This is a genomic window from Neisseria gonorrhoeae, assembly GCF_003315235.1.
Taxonomy (GTDB): Bacteria; Pseudomonadota; Gammaproteobacteria; order Burkholderiales; family Neisseriaceae; genus Neisseria; species Neisseria gonorrhoeae.
The window spans coordinates 1-19,005 of the sequence record NZ_QNRU01000014.1 but is presented as its reverse complement, the minus strand read 5'-3'; the positions used below and the strand labels follow the sequence as shown (position 1 = coordinate 19,005).

The 19,005-nt window shown below is 54.1% G+C and carries 16 protein-coding genes and 2 pseudogenes; 14 read left to right on the top strand and 4 right to left on the bottom strand.

All coding sequences use genetic code 11. The features are described 5' to 3' along the window. Positions 1-67 precede the first annotated feature (67 nt). The 10 genes and pseudogenes from ftsA (at position 68) to DFR77_RS07230 (ending at position 14,362) form a co-directional block, all read left to right on the top strand. A complete protein-coding gene (gene ftsA, locus DFR77_RS07290; RefSeq protein ID WP_003689434.1) occupies positions 68-1,312 on the top strand; it encodes a cell division protein FtsA in 1,245 nt (414 codons plus the stop codon). 118 nt (positions 1,313-1,430) lie between these two features. Further along, on the top strand, positions 1,431-2,609 hold the full coding sequence (gene ftsZ, locus DFR77_RS07285; RefSeq protein WP_003693558.1) for a cell division protein FtsZ: 1,179 nt from the start codon (positions 1,431-1,433) through the stop codon (positions 2,607-2,609). Between the two features lie 135 nt (positions 2,610-2,744). Continuing rightward, entirely contained in the window at positions 2,745-4,055 is a 1,311-nt protein-coding gene (locus DFR77_RS07275; RefSeq protein ID WP_003689428.1) for an NCS2 family permease, read from the top strand. Positions 4,056-4,674: 619 nt separating this feature from the next. Further along, positions 4,675-5,550: a methylisocitrate lyase gene (gene prpB, locus DFR77_RS07265; RefSeq protein WP_025456211.1), complete on the top strand. Its 876-nt coding sequence runs from the start codon at positions 4,675-4,677 to the stop codon at positions 5,548-5,550. A gap of 84 nt (positions 5,551-5,634) precedes the next feature. Continuing rightward, positions 5,635-6,783: a bifunctional 2-methylcitrate synthase/citrate synthase gene (gene prpC / locus DFR77_RS07260; protein WP_113852083.1), complete on the top strand. Its 1,149-nt coding sequence runs from the start codon at positions 5,635-5,637 to the stop codon at positions 6,781-6,783. 151 nt (positions 6,784-6,934) lie between these two features. Next, positions 6,935-7,723, top strand: coding sequence for a TSUP family transporter (locus tag DFR77_RS07255; protein WP_113852082.1), 789 nt, complete (start codon positions 6,935-6,937; stop codon positions 7,721-7,723). Between the two features lie 76 nt (positions 7,724-7,799). Further along, positions 7,800-10,405: pseudogene (gene acnD, locus DFR77_RS07250) on the top strand (Fe/S-dependent 2-methylisocitrate dehydratase AcnD). 549 nt (positions 10,406-10,954) lie between these two features. Continuing rightward, a pseudogene (gene prpF, locus DFR77_RS07245) lies at positions 10,955-12,120 on the top strand (2-methylaconitate cis-trans isomerase PrpF). Between the two features lie 311 nt (positions 12,121-12,431). After that, a complete protein-coding gene (locus tag DFR77_RS07235) occupies positions 12,432-13,631 on the top strand; it encodes an acetate kinase (protein ID WP_113852081.1) in 1,200 nt (399 codons plus the stop codon). Positions 13,632-13,741: 110 nt separating this feature from the next. Further along, complete coding sequence (locus tag DFR77_RS07230) at positions 13,742-14,362, top strand: L-threonylcarbamoyladenylate synthase (protein WP_010358934.1); 621 nt, start codon at positions 13,742-13,744, stop codon at positions 14,360-14,362. 23 nt (positions 14,363-14,385) lie between these two features. On the opposite strand, the gene DFR77_RS14390 is transcribed toward DFR77_RS07230, so the two are convergent. Both DFR77_RS14390 and DFR77_RS07225 read right to left on the bottom strand, forming a co-directional pair. After that, the gene (locus DFR77_RS14390; protein ID WP_010358932.1) at positions 14,386-14,514 is read right to left on the bottom strand and encodes a hypothetical protein; all 129 of its coding nucleotides are present in this window, start codon (positions 14,512-14,514) and stop codon (positions 14,386-14,388) included. A gap of 9 nt (positions 14,515-14,523) precedes the next feature. After that, on the bottom strand, positions 14,524-14,967 hold the full coding sequence (locus DFR77_RS07225) for an Rrf2 family transcriptional regulator (RefSeq protein WP_003689406.1): 444 nt from the start codon (positions 14,965-14,967) through the stop codon (positions 14,524-14,526). Positions 14,968-15,140: 173 nt separating this feature from the next. Here DFR77_RS07225 and DFR77_RS07215 point away from each other — a divergent pair, with 173 nt between their 5' ends. Both DFR77_RS07215 and DFR77_RS07210 read left to right on the top strand, forming a co-directional pair. Further along, on the top strand, positions 15,141-15,509 hold the full coding sequence (locus DFR77_RS07215; protein WP_113852080.1) for a hemerythrin domain-containing protein: 369 nt from the start codon (positions 15,141-15,143) through the stop codon (positions 15,507-15,509). 44 nt (positions 15,510-15,553) lie between these two features. Further along, a complete protein-coding gene (locus tag DFR77_RS07210) occupies positions 15,554-16,708 on the top strand; it encodes an NnrS family protein (RefSeq protein ID WP_010358927.1) in 1,155 nt (384 codons plus the stop codon). A gap of 57 nt (positions 16,709-16,765) precedes the next feature. Here DFR77_RS07210 and DFR77_RS07205 read toward each other — a convergent pair whose 3' ends face one another. After that, a complete protein-coding gene (locus DFR77_RS07205) occupies positions 16,766-17,638 on the bottom strand; it encodes a prephenate dehydrogenase (RefSeq protein WP_033910145.1) in 873 nt (290 codons plus the stop codon). A gap of 84 nt (positions 17,639-17,722) precedes the next feature. Between DFR77_RS07205 and DFR77_RS07200 the strand changes: the two genes are divergently transcribed. Further along, positions 17,723-18,535 carry a carbon-nitrogen hydrolase family protein gene (locus DFR77_RS07200; RefSeq protein ID WP_003689398.1) on the top strand — a complete coding sequence of 271 codons (813 nt, stop codon included), beginning with the start codon at positions 17,723-17,725 and terminating at the stop codon, positions 18,533-18,535. Then, positions 18,525-18,647: a hypothetical protein gene (locus tag DFR77_RS14385; protein WP_282957219.1), complete on the top strand. Its 123-nt coding sequence runs from the start codon at positions 18,525-18,527 to the stop codon at positions 18,645-18,647. Before DFR77_RS07200 ends, DFR77_RS14385 begins: the two co-directional genes overlap by 11 nt. Positions 18,648-18,820: 173 nt before the next feature. On the opposite strand, the gene DFR77_RS07190 is transcribed toward DFR77_RS14385, so the two are convergent. Next, positions 18,821-19,005 (bottom strand): opacity family porin (locus DFR77_RS07190; protein WP_113852079.1); only part of this gene is annotated, 185 nt, incomplete at its 5' end.

Sequence of the window (19,005 nt, the reverse complement as noted above, 5' to 3'; positions counted from 1 at the left end):
ATATTACGGCCGTGCCGTCTGAAACGGTGCGACGCAAATTTCAATCAGTTTTAAGGGCAGACGAACAATGGAACAGCAGAAAAGATACATCAGCGTACTGGATATCGGTACGTCTAAAGTCCTCGCACTGATCGGGGAAGTTCAAGATGACGACAAAATCAACATCATCGGTTTGGGGCAGGCTCCTTCACGGGGCTTGCGCGCGGGCATGGTAACCAATATCGATGCCACCGTCCAAGCCATCAGGCAGGCGGTCAATGATGCCGAGCTGATGGCGGATACCAAAATTACCCACGTTACCACAGGTATCGCAGGCAACCACATCCGCAGCCTTAATTCGCAAGGTGTGGTTAAAATCAAAGACGGAGAAGTAACACAGGCAGACATCGACCGCGCCATTGAAACGGCAAAGGCAATCAATATCCCGCCCGATCAAAAAATTCTCGATGCCGTGGTTCAAGACTACATTATCGACACCCAACTTGGTGTAAGGGAGCCCATCGGTATGAGCGGTGTGCGTCTGGATACGCGGGTGCACATCATTACCGGTGCAAGTACGGCAGTGCAGAATGTCCAAAAATGTATCGAGCTGTGCGGCTTGAAAAGCGATCAGATCATGCTTCAACCGTTGGCAAGCGGGCAGGCGGTGCTGACTGAAGATGAAAAAGACCTCGGCGTATGCGTCATCGACATTGGTGGCGGAACGACCGATATTGCCGTTTATATGAACGGCGCCATCCGCCATACGTCCGTCATTCCGGCCGGTGGTAATCTGATTACCAAAGATTTGTCCAAATCGTTGAGAACACCTCTCGATGCCGCCGAGTACATTAAAATCCATTATGGCGTGGCATCATGCGATACGGAAGGCTTGGGCGAGATGATTGAAGTTCCGGGCGTGGGTGACCGGACATCGCGTCAGGTTTCCAGTAAGGTTTTGGCAGCAATCATCAGCGCACGTATTCAGGAGATTTTTGGCGTAGTGCTGGGCGAACTGCAAAAATCGGGTTTCCCCAAAGAAGTGCTGAATGCGGGTATCGTTCTGACCGGCGGTGTGTCCATGATGACCGGGATTGTGGAATTTGCCGAAAAAATCTTCGATTTGCCTGTACGCACCGGTGCGCCCCAAGAAATGGGCGGTTTGTCCGACCGTGTCCGCACACCGCGCTTTTCTACCGCTATCGGGCTGCTTCATGCAGCATGCAAGCTGGAAGGAAACTTGCCGCAACCGGAAAACGGTACAGTGCAAGAGAGAGAAGGGGGCGGCGGTTTGTTGGCAAGATTGAAGCGGTGGATTGAAAACAACCTCTGAACAGTTGGATTGCCGTTTGACAGGTGAGAAGTATTTTGCCAGCAGTAAGATACTTCTTATATAATAAATAATAATTTATTTAAACCGTCCTCTGAACGGGGCGATCAGGAGTTTTTGAATGGAATTTGTTTACGACGTGGCAGAATCGGCAGTCAGCCCTGCGGTAATTAAAGTAATCGGCTTGGGCGGCGGCGGTTGCAATGCAATCAATAACATGGTTGCCAACAATGTGCGCAGTGTGGAGTTTATCAGTGCCAATACAGATGCGCAGTCTTTGGCAAAAAACCATGCGGCGAAGAGAATCCAGTTGGGTACGAATCTGACACGCGGTTTGGGCGCGGGTGCGAATCCCGATATCGGCCGTGCGGCAGCACAGGAAGATCGGGAGGCCATTGAAGAAGCCATTCGCGGTGCCAATATGCTGTTTATCACGACCGGTATGGGCGGCGGTACCGGTACCGGTTCCGCGCCGGTTGTTGCTGAGATTGCCAAGTCTTTGGGCATTCTGACCGTTGCCGTAGTTACCCGTCCGTTTTCTTATGAAGGCAAACGCGTCCATGTGGCACAGGCAGGGTTGGAACAGTTGAAAGAACACGTCGATTCGCTGATTATCATCCCGAACGACAAACTGATGACCGCATTGGGTGAAGACGTAACTATGCGCGAAGCCTTCCGCGCGGCGGACAATGTATTGCGCGATGCGGTCGCAGGCATTTCCGAAGTGGTAACTTGCCCGAGCGAAATCATCAACCTCGACTTTGCCGACGTGAAAACCGTGATGAGCAACCGCGGTATCGCTATGATGGGTTCGGGTTATGCCCAAGGTATCGACCGTGCGCGTATGGCGACCGACCAGGCCATTTCCAGTCCGCTGCTGGACGATGTAACTTTGGATGGTGCACGCGGTGTGCTGGTCAATATTACGACTGCTCCGGGTTGCCTGAAAATGTCCGAGTTGTCTGAAGTCATGAAAATCGTCAACCAAAGCGCGCATCCCGATTTGGAATGCAAATTCGGTGCCGCTGAAGACGAGACCATGAGCGAAGATGCCATCCGGATTACCATTATCGCTACCGGTCTGAAAGAAAAAGGAGCGGTCGATCCTACTCCGGCAAGGGAAGTAGAAGCGGTTGCCCCGTCCAAACAGGAGCAAAGCCACAATGTCGAAGGTATGATCCGCACCAATCGCGGTATCCGCACCATGAATCTGACAGCAGCGGATTTCGATAACCAGTCTGTCCTTGACGATTTTGAAATTCCTGCAATTTTGCGTCGTCAACACAATTCAGACAAATAATGTGCCGTCTGCCGTAAACTTATTGCCTCCCGAACCGGTTTTCCCGATTTGGGAGGTATATTTTTCAATATGCCGAATCCTGTGCGGTTTGCGGTGTGCGGGTTCAGATTTTTTACTTGAAACGGACTGCTAGATATGGATATTTCAAAACAAACATTGCTGGATAGGGTTTTTAACCTGAAGGCAAACGGTACGACGGTACGTACCGAGTTGATGGCGGGTTTGACGACCTTTTTGACGATGTGCTACATCGTTATCGTCAATCCCCTGATTTTGGGCGAGACCGGAATGGATATGGGGGCGGTATTCGTCGCCACCTGTATCGCATCCGCCATCGGCTGTTTTGTCATGGGTTTTATCGGCAACTATCCGATTGCGCTTGCCCCGGGGATGGGGCTGAATGCCTATTTCACCTTTGCCGTCGTTAAGGGTATGGGCGTGCCTTGGCAGGTGGCGTTGGGTGCGGTGTTCATTTCCGGTCTGATTTTCATCCTGTTCAGCTTTTTTAAAGTCAGGGAAATGCTGGTCAACGCACTGCCTATGGGTTTGAAAATGTCGATTGCCGCCGGTATCGGTTTGTTTTTGGCACTGATTTCCCTGAAAGGCGCAGGCATTATCGTTGCCAATCCGGCAACCTTGGTCGGCTTGGGCGATATTCATCAGCCCAGCGCACTGTTGGCATTGTTCGGTTTTGTCATGGTGGTCGTATTGGGGTATTTCCGCGTTCAAGGCGCAATCATCATCACCATTCTGACGATTACCGTCATTGCCAGCCTGATGGGTTTGAACGAGTTTCACGGCGTGGTCGGCGAAGTACCGGGCATTGCGCCGACCTTTATGCAGATGGATTTTAAAGGTCTGTTTACCGTCAGCATGGTCAGCGTGATTTTCGTCTTCTTCTTGGTCGATTTGTTTGACAGTACCGGAACGCTGGTCGGCGTATCCCACCGTGCCGGACTGCTGGTGGACGGTAAGCTGCCCCGCCTGAAACGCGCACTGCTTGCAGACTCTACCGCCATTGTGGCAGGTGCGGCTTTGGGTACTTCTTCAACCACGCCTTATGTGGAAAGCGCGGCGGGCGTATCGGCAGGCGGACGGACCGGCCTGACGGCGGTTACCGTCGGCGTATTGATGCTGGCGTGTCTGATGTTCTCCCCATTGGCGAAAAGTGTTCCGGTATTTGCCACCGCGCCCGCACTGCTTTATGTCGGCACGCAGATGCTCCGCAGTGCGAGGGACATTGATTGGGACGATATGACTGAAGCCGCGCCCGCGTTCCTGACCATTGTCTTCATGCCGTTTACCTATTCGATTGCAGACGGCATCGCCTTCGGCTTCATCAGCTATGCCGTGGTCAAACTTTTGTGTCGCCGGACTGGGGACGTGCCGCCTATGGTATGGGTTGTTGCCGTATTGTGGGCATTGAAATTCTGGTATTTGGGCTGATTGATTCGATATTAAAAATGCCGTCTGAAAGGTTTTCAGACGGCATTTTGTTTGCCAGATATATTTAATTTTAAATAAATAATATAAAAATCAAATAGATAATAAACTACATCGGATTACTTGAAAATAATTCATTGTTTTATATATAAAATATTTTATAATTTTTCAGGATTTTGATTATTGAAAATTTTTCTAAATTTCCTATTAATTTTATCGGAAACAAATAAGTTAAAATTAATTTATATTAATCATAATGTTAAAATAAAATAATAAAATTATGTAATTAGTCTCCTTAAAAATGTTTGACATTCCAGTCTTGTGTTTTAGATTACCGAAAAATAAAACTACATAATACTACAAAGGAACATTACTATGAAACCAATTCAGATGTTTTTCCCTTTTCTGAATAATCCCCTTGTTTTCTTCTTGTCTGCGGTTTTGCCGCATAATTCCGAACGGTCTGCTGTTTTTCTTTGATTCGTTTTAAATATCAATAAGATAATTTTTCCCATATATTTTTAATGATTGGGATGCCCGACGCGTCGGATGGCTGTGTTTTGCCGTCCGAATGTGATGGAAGCCTGTCCATACTGAAAAAAGTCTATAAAGGAGAAATATGATGAGTCAACACTCTGCCGGAGCACGTTTCCGCCAAGCTGTGAAAGAATCGAATCCGCTTGCCGTCGCCGGTTGCGTCAATGCTTATTTTGCACGATTGGCCACCCAAAGCGGTTTCAAAACCATCTATCTGTCCGGCGGCGGCGTGGCAGCCTGTTCTTGCGGTATCCCTGATTTGGGCATTACCACAATGGAAGATGTGCTGATCGACGCACGACGCATTACGGACAACGTGGATACGCCTCTGCTGGTGGACATCGATGTGGGTTGGGGCGGTGCATTCAATATTGCCCGTACCATTCGCAACTTTGAACGCGCCGGTGTTGCAGCGGTTCACATCGAAGATCAGGTAGCGCAAAAACGCTGCGGCCACCGTCGGAACAAAGCCATCGTTTCCAAAGATGAAATGGTCGACCGCATCAAAGCTGCCGTAGATGCGCGCGTTGATGAGAACTTCGTGATTATGGCGCGTACCGATGCGCTGGCGGTAGAAGGTTTGGATGCCGCTATCGAACGCGCTCAGGCTTGTGTCGAAGCCGGTGCGGACATGATTTTCCCTGAAGCCATGACCGATTTGAAAATGTACCGTCAATTTGCAGATGCAGTGAAAGTACCAGTATTGGCCAACATTACCGAGTTTGGTGCTACACCGCTTTATACGCAAAGCGAGTTGGCTGAAAACGGCGTGTCACTGGTGCTGTATCCGTTGTCATCATTCCGCGCAGCAAGCAAAGCCGCTTTGAATGCTTACGAAGCGATTATGCGCGATGGCACTCAGGCGGCGGTGGTGGACAGTATGCAAACCCGTGCCGAGCTGTACGAGCATCTGAACTATCATGCCTTCGATCAAAAACTGGATAAATTGTTTCAAAAATGATTTACCGCTTTCAGACGGCCTTTCAACAAATCCGCATCGACCGTCTGAAAAATAAAACCCATAAAAATACAAAGGAGAAATACCATGACTGAAACTACTCAAACCCCGACCTTCAAACCTAAAAAATCCGTTGCGCTTTCAGGTGTTGCGGCCGGTAATACCGCTTTGTGTACCGTTGGCCGTACCGGTAACGATTTGAGCCATCGCGGTTACGACATTCTAAATTTGGCACAAAAATGCGAGTTTGAAGAAGTCGCACACTTGCTGATTCACGGCCATCTGCCCAACAAATTCGAGCTGGCCGCTTATAAAACCAAGCTCAAATCCATGCGCGGCCTGCCTATCCGTGTGATTAAAGTTTTGGAAACCCTGCCTGCACATACCCATCCGATGGACGTGATGCGTACCGGCGTATCCATGCTGGGCTGCGTTCATCCCGAACGCGAAAGCCATCCCGACAGCGAAGCGCGCGACATCGCCGACAAACTGATCGCCAGCCTCGGCAGCATCCTGCTCTACTGGTATCAATATTCGCACAACGGCAAACGTATTGAAGTTGAAAGCGACGAAGAGACCGTCGGCGGTCATTTCCTGCACCTGTTGCACGGCAAACGCCCAAGCGAATCACACATCAAAGCCATGCATGTTTCACTGATTCTGTATGCCGAACACGAGTTCAACGCCTCCACTTTTACTGCCCGCGTGATTGCCGGTACGGGTTCGGATATGTATTCCTGCATCACCGGCGCCATCGGCGCGCTTAAAGGTCCGAAACACGGCGGTGCGAACGAAGTCGCCTACGACATCCAAAAACGCTACCGCAACGCCGACGAAGCCGACATCCGCGAACGCATCGGCCGCAAAGAAATCGTGATCGGTTTCGGTCATCCGGTTTACACCATTTCCGACCCGCGCAACGTCGTGATTAAAGAAGTGGCGCGCGGTTTGAGCCGGGAAGCGGGCGACATGCGCCTCTTCGACATCGCCGAATGCTTGGAGAGCGTGATGTGGGAAGAGAAAAAAATGTTCCCGAATCTGGACTGGTTCTCTGCCGTTTCCTACCAAAAATTGGGCGTACCGACCGCTATGTTCACACCGCTGTTCGTGATTTCCCGTACAACCGGTTGGAGCGCACACGTCCTCGAACAGCGCAAAGACGGCAAAATCATCCGTCCGAGCGCAAACTACGCCGGCCCTGAAGATTTGGCGTTTGTGGAGATTGAAGAACGATAATTGAAGAATGCAATAGCAGTTTGTTCTTTATTTCGGTATGCAAAGCTGAGGATTTCAGACGACCTTGCCTTATTGGAAAGGTTGTCTGAAATAAGTTTAATCTAATAGGAGAAGATAATCCTGTATTGGCGCAAGTAACAGGATAAGAAACATGGAAGATTTATACATAATACTCGCTTTGGGTTTGGTTGCGATGATCGCCGGATTTATCGATGCGATTGCGGGCGGGGGTGGTTTGATTACGCTGCCTGCACTCTTGTTGGCAGGTATTCCTCCCGTGTCGGCAATTGCCACCAACAAGCTGCAAGCAGCCGCTGCTACGTTTTCGGCTACGGTTTCTTTTGCACGCAAAGGTTTGATTGATTGGAAGAAAGGTCTCCCGATTGCCGCAGCATCGTTTGCAGGCGGCGTGGTCGGTGCATTATCGGTCAGCTTGGTTTCCAAAGATATTTTGCTGGCGGTCGTGCCGGTTTTGTTGATATTTATCGCGCTGTATTTTGTGTTTTCGCCCAAGCTCGACGGCAGTAAGGAAGGCAAAGCCAGAATGTCTTTTTTTCTATTCGGGCTGACGGTTGCACTGCTTTTGGGTTTTTACGACGGTGTGTTCGGACCGGGTGTCGGCTCGTTTTTTCTGATTGCCTTTATTGTTTTGCTCGGCTGCAAGCTGTTGAACGCGATGTCTTACACCAAATTGGCGAACGTTGCTTGCAATCTTGGTTCGCTATCGGTATTCCTGCTGCACGGTTCGATTATTTTCCCGATTGTGGCAACGATGGCGGTCGGTGCGTTTGTCGGTGCGAATTTAGGTGCGAGATTTGCCGTCCGCTTCGGTTCGAAGCTGATTAAGCCGCTGCTGATTGTCATCAGCATTTCGATGGCTGTGAAATTGTTGATAGACGAGAGAAATCCGCTGTATCAGATGATTGTTTCGATGTTTTAAACCCTTTCAGACGACTCCTTCAAAACATCGGCTGAAACCCAAACCACAAGAAAAATAGATCCACAGGAGAACCGACATGACTGCCAACCAAAGTTACCGCAAACCGCTGCCCGGTACGGATTTGGAATACTACGACGCGCGTGCGGCGTGTGAGGACATCAAACCCGGCTCTTACGACAAGCTGCCGTACACGAGCCGCATTTTGTCTGAGAACTTGGTCAACCGCGCGGACAAAGTCGATTTGCCGATGCTGCAAAGCTGGCTGGGCCAGTTGATAGAAGGGAAGCAGGAAATCGATTTTCCGTGGTATCCCGCGCGGGTGGTGTGCCACGATATTCTGGGGCAGACCGCGCTGGTGGATTTGGCAGGCTTGCGCGATGCGATTGCCGAAAAAGGCGGCGATCCTGCCAAAGTGAATCCGGTGGTGCAGACGCAGCTTATCGTCGACCACTCTTTGGCGGTGGAGTGCGGCGGTTACGATCCTGATGCCTTCCGCAAAAACCGCGAAATCGAAGACAGACGTAACGAAGACCGTTTCCACTTCATCAACTGGACAAAAACCGCATTTGAAAATGTGGACGTGATTCCGGCGGGCAACGGCATCATGCACCAAATCAATCTGGAAAAAATGTCGCCCGTCGTCCAAGTCAAAAACGGCGTGGCTTTCCCCGATACCTGCGTCGGCACGGACTCGCATACGCCGCACGTTGATGCGCTGGGCGTGATTTCCGTGGCGTGGGCGGTTTGGAAGCGGAAACCGTGATGCTGGGACGCGCGTCCATGATGCGCCTGCCCGATATTGTCGGCGTGGAGCTGACGGGCAAACGGCAGGCGGGCATTACTGCCACAGACATCGTGTTGGCACTGACCGAATTCTTGCGTAAAGAGCGCGTGGTCGGGGCGTTTGTCGAATTTTTCGGCGAGGGCGCGAGAAGCCTGTCTATCGGCGACCGCGCGACCATTTCCAACATGACGCCGGAGTTCGGCGCGACTGCCGCCATGTTCGCCATCGACGCGCAAACTATTGATTATTTGAAACTGACCGGACGTGACGACGCGCAGGTGAAATTGGTGGAAACCTACGCCAAAACCGCAGGCTTATGGGCAGGTGGCTTGAAAACCGCCGTTTATCCGCGCGTTTTGAAATTTGATTTGAGCAGCGTAACGCGCAATATGGCAGGCCCGAGCAACCCGCACGCGCGTTTTGCCACCGCCGATTTGGCGGCGAAAGGGCTGGCGAAGCCTTACGAAGAGCCTTCAGACGGCCAAATGCCTGACGGTGCAGTGATTATTGCCGCGATTACTTCGTGTACCAATACTTCCAACCCGCGCAACGTTGTCGCCGCCGCACTGTTGGCACGCAATGCCAACCGCCTCGGCTTGAAACGCAAACCTTGGGTGAAATCTTCGTTTGCCCCGGGTTCAAAAGTAGCCGGAATCTATTTGAAAGAAGCAGGCTTGTTGCCCGAAATGGAAAAACTCGGCTTCGGTATCGTCGCCTTCGCATGTACCACCTGTAACGGCATGAGCGGCGCGCTCGACCCGAAAATCCAACAAGAAATCATCGACCGCGATTTGTACGCCACCGCCGTATTGTCAGGCAACCGCAACTTCGACGGCCGTATCCATCCGTATGCGAAACAGGCTTTCCTCGCTTCGCCTCCTTTGGTCGTTGCCTACGCATTGGCAGGTAGCATCCGTTTCGATATTGAAAACGACGTACTCGGCGTTGCAGACGGCCGCGAAATCCGCCTGAAAGATATCTGGCCGACAGACGAAGAAATCGATGCCATCGTTGCCGAATATGTGAAACCGCAACAATTCCGCGACATTTATATCCCGATGTCCGACACCGGCACAGCGCAAAAAGCACCAAGCCCGCTGTACGACTGGCGACCGATGTCCACCTACATCCGCCGTCCGCCCTATTGGGAAGGCGCACTGGCAGGGGAACGTACATTAAGAGGTATGCGTCCGCCGGCGATTTTGCCCGACAACATCACCACCGACCACATCTCGCCATCCAATGCGATTTTGGCCGGCAGTGCCGCAGGTGAATATTTGGCGAAAATGGGTTTGCCTGAAGAAGACTTCAACTCTTACGCAACCCACCGCGGCGACCACTTGACCGCCCAACGCGCAACCTTCGCCAATCCGAAACTGTTTAACGAAATGGTGAGAAACGAAGACGGCAGCGTACGCCAAGGTTCGTTGGCACGCGTTGAACCAGAAGGCCAAACCATGCGCATGTGGGAAGCCATCGAAACCTATATGAACCGCAAACAGCCGCTTATCATCATTGCCGGTGCGGACTATGGTCAAGGCTCAAGCCGCGACTGGGCGGCGAAGGGCGTGCGGCTGGCGGGTGTGGAAGCCATCGCCGCCGAAGGTTTCGAGCGCATCCACCGCACCAACCTCATCGGCATGGGCGTCTTGCCGCTGCAATTCAAACCCGGCACCAACCGCCATACCCTGCAACTGGACGGTACGGAAACCTACGACGTTGTCGGCGAACGCACACCGCGCTGCGGCCTGACCCTCGTGATTCACCGTAAAAACGGAGAAACCGTCGAAGTTCCGGTTACCTGCCGCCTCGATACTGCAGAAGAAGTATTGGTATATGAAGCCGGCGGCGTGTTGCAACGGTTTGCACAGGACTTTTTGGAAGGGAACGCGGCTTAGAGTTCGTCTGAAAAGCAAGACGTAGCGTGGGTCGGGTTCTCATTCACGTAATTCCCGATATGGCAGGCATTTACTGTAAATCGTCATTCCCGCGCAGGCGGGAATCCAGAAAGTGGAATTGAGGAAACCTTTTTATCCGATGAGTTTCTGTGCGGATAAATCTGGATTTCCGCCTACGCGGGAATGACGGGGTTTAATAATCTACCGTATCACAACACAGCAGCCGTAGATTGGAGCGAACCCCGACAGTTTGCGGAATCAAACGGCTTTGGTCGGAGTGGTAGCCTAATGTACTTCTGGAAAGTGGGTGTAGCGTGGGCTTTGCCCACGAAATAAAGGCTGAATTGACATGGTATAGCGGATTAACAAAAATCAGGACAAGGCGGCGGGCCGCAGGCAGTACGGATAGTACGGAACCGGTTCGCCCGGTGCTTGGGCGCCTTAGGGAATCGTTCCCTTTGAGCCGGGGCGGGGCAACCCGTACCGGTTTAAATTAATCCACTATAAAAATCGTGGGCAGAGCCCACGCTACATAAGGAGAACCCTAAAATGCCGCAAATCAAAATCCCCGCCGTTTACTACCGCGGCGGTACATCTAAAGGCATTTTCTTCAAACGCACCGATCTGCCGGCAGCTGCGCAGGAAGCAGGCGGGGCGCGCGACAAAATCCTCTTGCGCGTACTCGGCAGCCCCGACCCTTACGGCAAACAGATTGACGGTTTGGGCAACGCCAGTTCGTCCACCAGCAAAGCTGTGATTTCGGACAAATCCGAACGCGCCGATCACGATGTCGATTACTTGTTCGGACAAGTTTCCATCGACAAACCATTTGTCGATTGGAGCGGCAACTGCGGCAACCTTACCGCCGCCGTGGGCACATTCGCCATCGAACAGGGCTTGGTCGATAAATCCAAAATCCCTTCAGACGGCATCTGCACGGTCAAAATCTGGCAGAAAAACATCGGCAAAACCATTATTGCCCATGTGCCGATGCAAAACGGAGCAGTGTTGGAAACAGGCGATTTCGAGCTTGACGGCGTAATTTTCCGGCAGCCGAAGTACAAATCGAATTTTTAGATCCAGCCGACGGCGAAGGCAGTATGTTCCCAACCGGCAATTTGGTCGACGAAATTGATGTGCCGAATATAGGTCGTCTGAAAGCCACGCTCATCAACGCGGGCATTCCGACCGTTTTCCTGAACGCCGCCGACTTGGGCTACACGGGCAAAGAGTTGCAGGACGACATCAACAACGATGCCGCCGCGCTGGAAAAATTTGAAACCATCCGCGCATATGGCGCGCTGAAAATGGGTTTGATCAGCGACGTATCCGAAGCCGCCGCCCGCGCGCACACGCCGAAACCCGCCTTCGTCGCGCCCGCCGCCGATTACACCGCCTCCAGCGGCAAAACCGTAAACGCCGCCGACATCGATTTGCCGGTACGCGCCCTGAGCATGGGCAAACTGCACCACGCTATGATGGGCATCGCCTCGGTCGCCATCGCCGCCGCCGCCGTGCTCGGTACGCTGGTCAACCTTGCCGCAGGCGGCGGAACGCGTAAAGAAGTGCGCTTCGGGCATCCGTCAGGTACGCTGCGTGTCGGTGCTGCCGCCGAATGTCAGGACGGACAATGGACGGCCGCCAAAGCGGTCATGAGCCGCAGCGCACGCGTGATTATGGAAGGTTGGGTGCGCGTTCCCGATGATTGTTTTTGAAATCATGTAGGACGCACATTGCTGTCCGCTGTTTCAGACGGCATTTGATTAAGGATTACCATAAAGCCGAATAACCTCACCGCCGTCATTCCCACGCAGGCGGGAATCCGCAGCCGATATTCTGTTTCCTGATTTTTATCAGAGCCTGCGTGTGAGCAAATATGGATTCCCGCCTGCGTGGGAATGACGCTAGGAAATACGGCATACGCTTTGCCCAAAGAGGCCGTCTGAAACACACTCCGCCCAACGCCCATCCTTTTTCAGACGGCCCCGCACCAAAAAAACAACCACAAACTACAAGGAGAAACATCATGTCCGACCAACTCATTCTTGTCCTGAAATGCGTCAGTTCATCGCTCAAAGGCGCCGTTATCGACCGCAAAAGCGGCAGCGTCGTCCTAAGCTGCCTCGGGGAACGCCTGACTACGCCCGAAGCCGTCATTACCTTCAACAAAGACGGCAACAAACGCCAAGTTCCCCTGAGCGGCCGCAACTGCCACGCCGGCGCGGTGGGTATGCTGTTGAACGAACTGGAAAAACACGGACTGCACGACCGCATCAAAGCCATCGGCCGCCGCATCGCCCACGGCGGCGAAAAATATCACGAGTCCGTCCTCATCGACCAAGACGTCCTTGACGAACTGAAAGCCTGCATCCCGTTCGCCCCGCTGCACAACCCCGCCAACATCAGCGGCATCCTCGCCGCGCAGGAACACTTTCCCGGCCTGCCCAACGTCGGCGTGATGGACACCTCGTTCCACCAAACCATGCCGGAGCGGGCCTACACTTATGCCGTGCCGCGCGAATTGCGCAAAAAATACGCCTTCCGCCGCTACGGTTTCCACGGTACCGGTATGCGTTACGTCGCCCCTGAAGCCGCACGCATCTTGGGCAAACCTCTGGAAGACATCCGCATGATTATTGCCCACTTAGGCAACGGCGCATCCATTACCGCCGTCAAAAACGGCAAATCCGTCGATACCGGTATGGGTTTCACGCCGATCGAAGGTTTGGTAATGGGTACACGTTGCGGCGACACCGATCCGGGCGTATACAGCTATCCGACTTTCCACGCAGGGATGGATGTTGCCCAAGTTGATGAAATGCTGAACGAAAAATCAGGTTTCCCCGGTATTTCCGAACTTCCCAACGACTGCCGCACCCTCGAAATCGCCGCCGACGAAGGCCGCGAAGGCGCGCGCCTCGCCCTCGAAGTCATGACCTACCGCCTCGCCAAATACATCGCTTCGATGGCTGTGGCCTGCGGCAGTGTTGACGCACTCGTGTTCACCGGCGGTATCGGCGAAAACTCGCGTAATATCCGTGCCAAAACCGTTTCCTATCTTGATTTCTTGGGTCTGCACATCGACACCAAAGCCAATATGGAAAAACGCTACGGCAATTCGGGCATTATCAGCCCGACCGATTCTTCTCCGGCTGTTTTGGTCGTCCCGACCAATGAAGAACTGATGATTGCCTGCGACACTGCCGAACTTGCCGGCATCTTGTAGCCAAAAAAGGGGGCGAGTCCGCAAAAATGCCGTCTGAAAGGTTTTCAGACGGCATTTTGTTTGGCGTTTGGGCGTACAATACGGAAAACATGACGATAAGGAAACAAACTATGGCACAATTTTTCGCCGTTCATCCCGACAATCCCCAAGAACGCCTCATCAAGCAGGCAGTCGAAATCATCAATCAAGGCGGCGTGGTGGTTTATCCGACCGATTCCTGTTACGCCTTGGGTTGCAAACTCGGCGATAAGGCGGCGATGGAACGCATACTCTCCATCCGAAAAATCGATTTGAAACACCACCTGACCCTGATGTGCGCCGATTTGAGCGAGTTGGGCACATACGCCAAAATCGACAACGTACAGTTTCGTCAGCTTAAAGCCGCCACGCCCGGGCCTTATACCTTTATCTTGCAGGCGACGAAGGATGCGCCGGCGCGCGCCCTGCACCCGAAACGCAAAACCATCGGGCTGCGTATTCCCGATAATGCCGTTGCACAAGCCCTGCTGGAGGAGTTGGGCGGACCGCTTTTAAGCTGCACCCTGATGCTGCCCGAAGACGGCGAACCATTGACCGACCCTTATGAAATCCGCGAGCGTTTGGAACACGCCGTCGATTTGGTGATTGACGGCGGCTGGTGCGGAACCGATCCGACTACCGTCATCGACATGACCGACGGCACGGAACTGGTGCGCCGGGGTTTCGGCGATACGGCGGTGTTCGGTTTGTAGGGAAACCGATGCCGTCTGAAGCATCAGCCGTTCAGACGGCATCGCGCGCCTTGCCGGCGGCAGCCCGAAATGCCGGCGCGTATCGCGCCCGGTCGGAATATCCGTTTGAAACGGCAAACAAAATGCCGTCCGAACGCGGGTTTGGGCGGCATTTTGATGCGTTATCGCACCGCAATCGGGATTTTCGATTCATAAAGCAGGTCGTAGGTCGGCTTGTTGAGCAGGTCTTGCAGCGTGAAACCGTCCAGATACGTGAAAAACGACTTCATTGCACCGCCGAGTATGCCCGTCAGCCGGCAGGACGGCGTAATCAGGCATTCGTTGTTCGGGCCCATACACTCGACCAGCTGCATCGGTTCGAGGTGGCGGACGACCGCGCCGATATTGATGCGTTCGGGCGGCGCGGCCAGCCTCAGCCCGCCGCCTTTCCCGCGTACGCTGTGCAAGAACCCGCCTTTGACCAGCGCGGTAACCACTTTCATCAAATGGCTTTTGGAAATGCCGTAGGTCGAGGCGATGGTGGCGATATTGACCAGCGCGTCGTCGTTGACGGCGGTGTAGATGAGGACGCGCAGCCCGTAGTCGGTATGTTGGGTCAGATACATGATTTTCTCGGTATGGATCGTTATTCTTATCGGTACGGTTTAAGTTTCACGGAAAATACCTTAATGGTTGAAACCCTGTCCGTCGGGGCGGTAGAATGTAGCCTGTCTGCGGCGGTATGCCGTCTGAAACATCCGCGCTACCGTTTGATAATTTGTTATTTTAACCTAAATTTATGAAACCGTTGAAACGACATTCCGCCCTTGTCGGGCTTTCGCGCGAACACCACCACTCGCTTTTCCTGTGCGTGCGTATGTTGCGGACGCCCGGGGCAGACCATCGTGCCGAACTCGAGCTGCATTTTGCCGAACTGGAAACCCATTTTCGCGAAGAAGAAGCCAAGTTTGCCCCAATTTGGCAGAATGTCGCGCCTGAGTTGAAAACCCGTTTTGAAGGCGATCACGCCAAACTGCGGCAGATGATGGCAAGCCCCGAATGCGGTAACGCGGCGTGGAATACCGCTTTTGCCACAACCCTGCGCGACCACGCGCGCTTTGAAGAACGCGAGCTGTTTCCCGCCGTCGAACCGTTTTTGCCGGCATGATTCCGTTTTGCGGCAAATATATTAATGATAAACAAGGAACACACATGAAATTTACCAAACATCCCGTCTGGGCAATGGCGTTCCGCCCGTTTTATTCACTGGCGGCACTGTACGGCGCATTGTCCGTATTGCTGTGGGGTTTCGGCTACACGGGAACGCACGAGCTGTCCGGTTTCTATTGGCACGCGCATGAGATGATTTGGGGTTATGCCGGTCTCGTCGTCATCGCCTTCCTGCTGACCGCCGTCGCCACTTGGACGGGACAGCCGCCCACGAGGGGCGGCGTTCTGGTCGGCTTGACCGCCTTTTGGCTGGCTGCGCGGATTGCCGCCTTTATCCCGGGTTGGGGTGCGGCGGCAAGCGGCATACTCGGTACGCTGTTTTTCTGGTACGGCGCGGTGTGCATGGCTTTGCCCGTTATCCGTTCGCAAAACCGGCGCAACTATGTCGCCGTATTCGCAATATTTGTGCTGGGCGGTACGCATGCGGCGTTCCACGTCCAGCTGCACAACGGCAACCTAGGCGGACTCTTGAGCGGATTGCAGTCGGGCCTGGTTATGGTGTCGGGCTTTATCGGCCTGATTGGGATGAGGATTATTTCGTTTTTTACGTCCAAACGGTTGAACGTGCCGCAGATTCCCAGTCCGAAATGGGTGGCGCAGGCTTCGCTGTGGCTACCCATGCTGACCGCCATACTGATGGCGCACGGCGTGATGCCTTGGCTGTCGGCGGCTTTCGCGTTTGCGGCGGGCGTGATTTTTACCGTACAGGTGTACCGCTGGTGGTATAAACCCGTATTGAAAGAACCGATGCTGTGGATTCTGTTTGCCGGCTATCTGTTTACCGGATTGGGGCTGATTGCGGTCGGCGCGTCTTATTTCAAACCTGCCTTCCTCAATCTGGGCGTACATCTGATCGGGGTCGGCGGTATCGGCGTGCTGACTTTGGGCATGATGGCGCGTACCGCGCTCGGTCATACGGGCAATTCGATTTATCCGCCGCCCAAAGCCGTTCCCGTTGCGTTTTGGCTGATGATGGCGGCAACCGCCGTCCGTATGGTTGCCGTATTTTCTTCCGGCACTGCCTACACGCACAGCATCCGCACGTCTTCGGTTTTGTTTGCACTCGCGCTGCTGGTGTATGCGTGGAAATACATTCCGTGGCTGATCCGTCCGCGTTCGGACGGCAGGCCCGGTTGAGTAAAACCGCCGCAGATTTCGGGTCTGCGGCGGTTTGCTTTTCAGACGGCATGGCGGTCAGTTGCCGTCCAGCCAGCGGTCGCGCGTGGTTTTGGCTTCTTCAAAATAGCGGTACAGGGCTTCGCGGTCGTCGGCGGTCAGGATGTCTGCCAAAACGTCCAACTGTTTGCCCAAGCCTTGAACCAGTTGCAGCAGGCTGTCTTTGTTGGCAAGGCAGATGTCCGCCCACACGGCGGGATGGCCGGAGGCGATGCGGGTGAAGTCCCGAAAGCCCGTGGCGGCGAATTTCAGATATTCCTGTCCGTCGGGGTGGTCGAGAATCTGGTGGACATAGGCGAAGGCGGTCAGGTGGGGCATATGGGAGACGGCGGCGAAAACCGCGTCGTGGTGTTGCGCGTCCATCGTGAAAATGTCCGCACCGACCGCGCGCCACAGGTTTTCTACCAATGCGATGCCGTCTGAATCTTCGCCGCCGTGGGGCGTGATGATGAGTTTTCTGTGGCGGAACAGCCCGAACTGCGCGGCTTGCGCACCGCTTCTGTCCGAACCGGCAATCGGGTGTGCGGCGATGCAGCGGTGCAGGCGGTCGGGCAGGCAGCGGCGGAAGGCTTCGATGACCGAAGATTTGGTGCTGCCGACATCGGAAATCCAAGTGTGTTCCGGCAAAACGGGGCGCAGCGCGGTCAAAACGGCGGGAACGGTGGCGACGGGCGTGGCAATCAGTACCAAGTCCGCACCGCCGATGCTGTCCGCGTCGATGACGACGGACGCACGGTCAATCACGCCGCGTTCCAATGCACGTTCGAGGTTGTCGCGGTCGGTGTCGATACCGGTAACGGTGCGGACGAGTCCCTGCCTTTTGAGGTCGAGAACGAACGAACCGCCGATCAGCCCTACACCGATGAGGGCAATATGGTTCAAAATGGGCATTTGTGTAAACGGTTTTCGCAAAGTGCCGCCATGGTAGCCTATCGGCGGAATATACCGCAAGGTCGGCAGGAAAAAGGAGAAGAAATGGACAAAATCAGAGTTGCCGCCGTGCAGATGGTGTCTGGCGTGTCGCCGGAAACCAACGTCGCCGCCATGAAACGCCTGGTCGCACGGGCGGCGGAGCAGGGTGCGGATTGGGTGCTGCTGCCCGAATATTGGGTGCTGATGGGCGCAAACGATACCGGCAAACTCGCACTTGCCGAGCCTTTGGGCGGCGGACGCTTTCAGACGGCATTGAGCGAAACGGCGAAAGAATGCGGCGTGGTGCTGTTCGGCGGAACCGTGCCGCTGCAAAGCCCCGAAGCGGGCAAGGTCATGAATACTTTATTGGTGTACGGGTGCGACGGCGTAAGGACGGGGCTGTACCACAAAATGCACCTCTTCGGTTTTTCCGGTTTGGGCGAACGCTATGCCGAAGCCGATACCATCCGCGCAGGGCGGGAAGTGCCGCACTTGTCGGCAGAAGGCATGCCGGTGGCGGCAGGTATTTGTTACGATGTCCGCTTTCCCGAATTTTTCCGCCGCCAACTGCCGTTTGACGTATTGATGCTGCCGGCGGCATTTACCCATACGACGGGCAAGGCGCACTGGGAGCTGCTGCTGCGCGCGCGTGCCGTCGAAAACCAATGTTACGTCGTGGCGGCGGCACAGGGCGGTTTGCACGAAAACGGACGGCGCACGTTCGGACACAGTATGATTGTCGATCCGTGGGGCGACGTGTTGGACGTATTACCCGAAGGCGAAGGCATCGTTACGGCAGACATCGATGCCAACCGCCTGAACAGCGTCCGCAACCGCCTGCCCGCCTTGAAACACCGGGTTTTGGATGCCGTCTGAAGGTTCAGACGGCATCGGTGTCGGGGAATCAGCGGCCGTAGCAACCGAACCGTCATTCCCACGGAAGTGGGAATCTAGGACGCGGGGTTTGGGCAACCGTTTTATCCGATAAGTTTCCGTGCGGACAGGTCCGGATTCCCGCCTGCGCGGGAATGACGGGTTTTAAGATTGCGGTGTTGTCGGGAATGACGGTTCGGGTATTTTACTGCGCCCGCCCCGCGCCTGTAAACGGCGGGCGCGTCAAAAATGCCGTCTGAAGGTTCAGACGGCATCGGTATCGGGGAATCAGAAGCGGTAGCGCATGCCCAATGAGGCTTCGTGGGTTTTGAAGCGGGTGTTTTCCAAGCGTCCCCAGTTGTGGTAGCGGTAGCCGGCGTCCAGGGTCAGCTTGGGCGTGATGTCGAAACCGACGCCGGCGATGACGCCGAGACCCACGCGGCGGATGCTGTTGCTTTGGTGATGGGCGTCTT

Bases quoted from the DNA above. Each gene is read 5' to 3' on its own strand.
- ftsA (WP_003689434.1), top strand. From the start codon at position 68: ATGGAACAGCAGAAAAGATACATCAGCGTACTGGATATCGGTACGTCT.
- ftsZ (WP_003693558.1), top strand. From the start codon at position 1,431: ATGGAATTTGTTTACGACGTGGCAGAATCGGCAGTCAGCCCTGCGGTA.
- DFR77_RS07275 (WP_003689428.1), top strand. From the start codon at position 2,745: ATGGATATTTCAAAACAAACATTGCTGGATAGGGTTTTTAACCTGAAG.
- prpB (WP_025456211.1), top strand. From the start codon at position 4,675: ATGAGTCAACACTCTGCCGGAGCACGTTTCCGCCAAGCTGTGAAAGAA.
- prpC (WP_113852083.1), top strand. From the start codon at position 5,635: ATGACTGAAACTACTCAAACCCCGACCTTCAAACCTAAAAAATCCGTT.
- DFR77_RS07255 (WP_113852082.1), top strand. From the start codon at position 6,935: ATGGAAGATTTATACATAATACTCGCTTTGGGTTTGGTTGCGATGATC.
- DFR77_RS07235 (WP_113852081.1), top strand. From the start codon at position 12,432: ATGTCCGACCAACTCATTCTTGTCCTGAAATGCGTCAGTTCATCGCTC.
- DFR77_RS07230 (WP_010358934.1), top strand. From the start codon at position 13,742: ATGGCACAATTTTTCGCCGTTCATCCCGACAATCCCCAAGAACGCCTC.
- DFR77_RS14390 (WP_010358932.1), bottom strand. From the start codon at position 14,514: ATGCCGCCCAAACCCGCGTTCGGACGGCATTTTGTTTGCCGTTTCAAA.
- DFR77_RS07225 (WP_003689406.1), bottom strand. From the start codon at position 14,967: ATGTATCTGACCCAACATACCGACTACGGGCTGCGCGTCCTCATCTAC.
- DFR77_RS07215 (WP_113852080.1), top strand. From the start codon at position 15,141: ATGAAACCGTTGAAACGACATTCCGCCCTTGTCGGGCTTTCGCGCGAA.
- DFR77_RS07210 (WP_010358927.1), top strand. From the start codon at position 15,554: ATGAAATTTACCAAACATCCCGTCTGGGCAATGGCGTTCCGCCCGTTT.
- DFR77_RS07205 (WP_033910145.1), bottom strand. From the start codon at position 17,638: ATGCCCATTTTGAACCATATTGCCCTCATCGGTGTAGGGCTGATCGGC.
- DFR77_RS07200 (WP_003689398.1), top strand. From the start codon at position 17,723: ATGGACAAAATCAGAGTTGCCGCCGTGCAGATGGTGTCTGGCGTGTCG.
- DFR77_RS14385 (WP_282957219.1), top strand. From the start codon at position 18,525: ATGCCGTCTGAAGGTTCAGACGGCATCGGTGTCGGGGAATCAGCGGCC.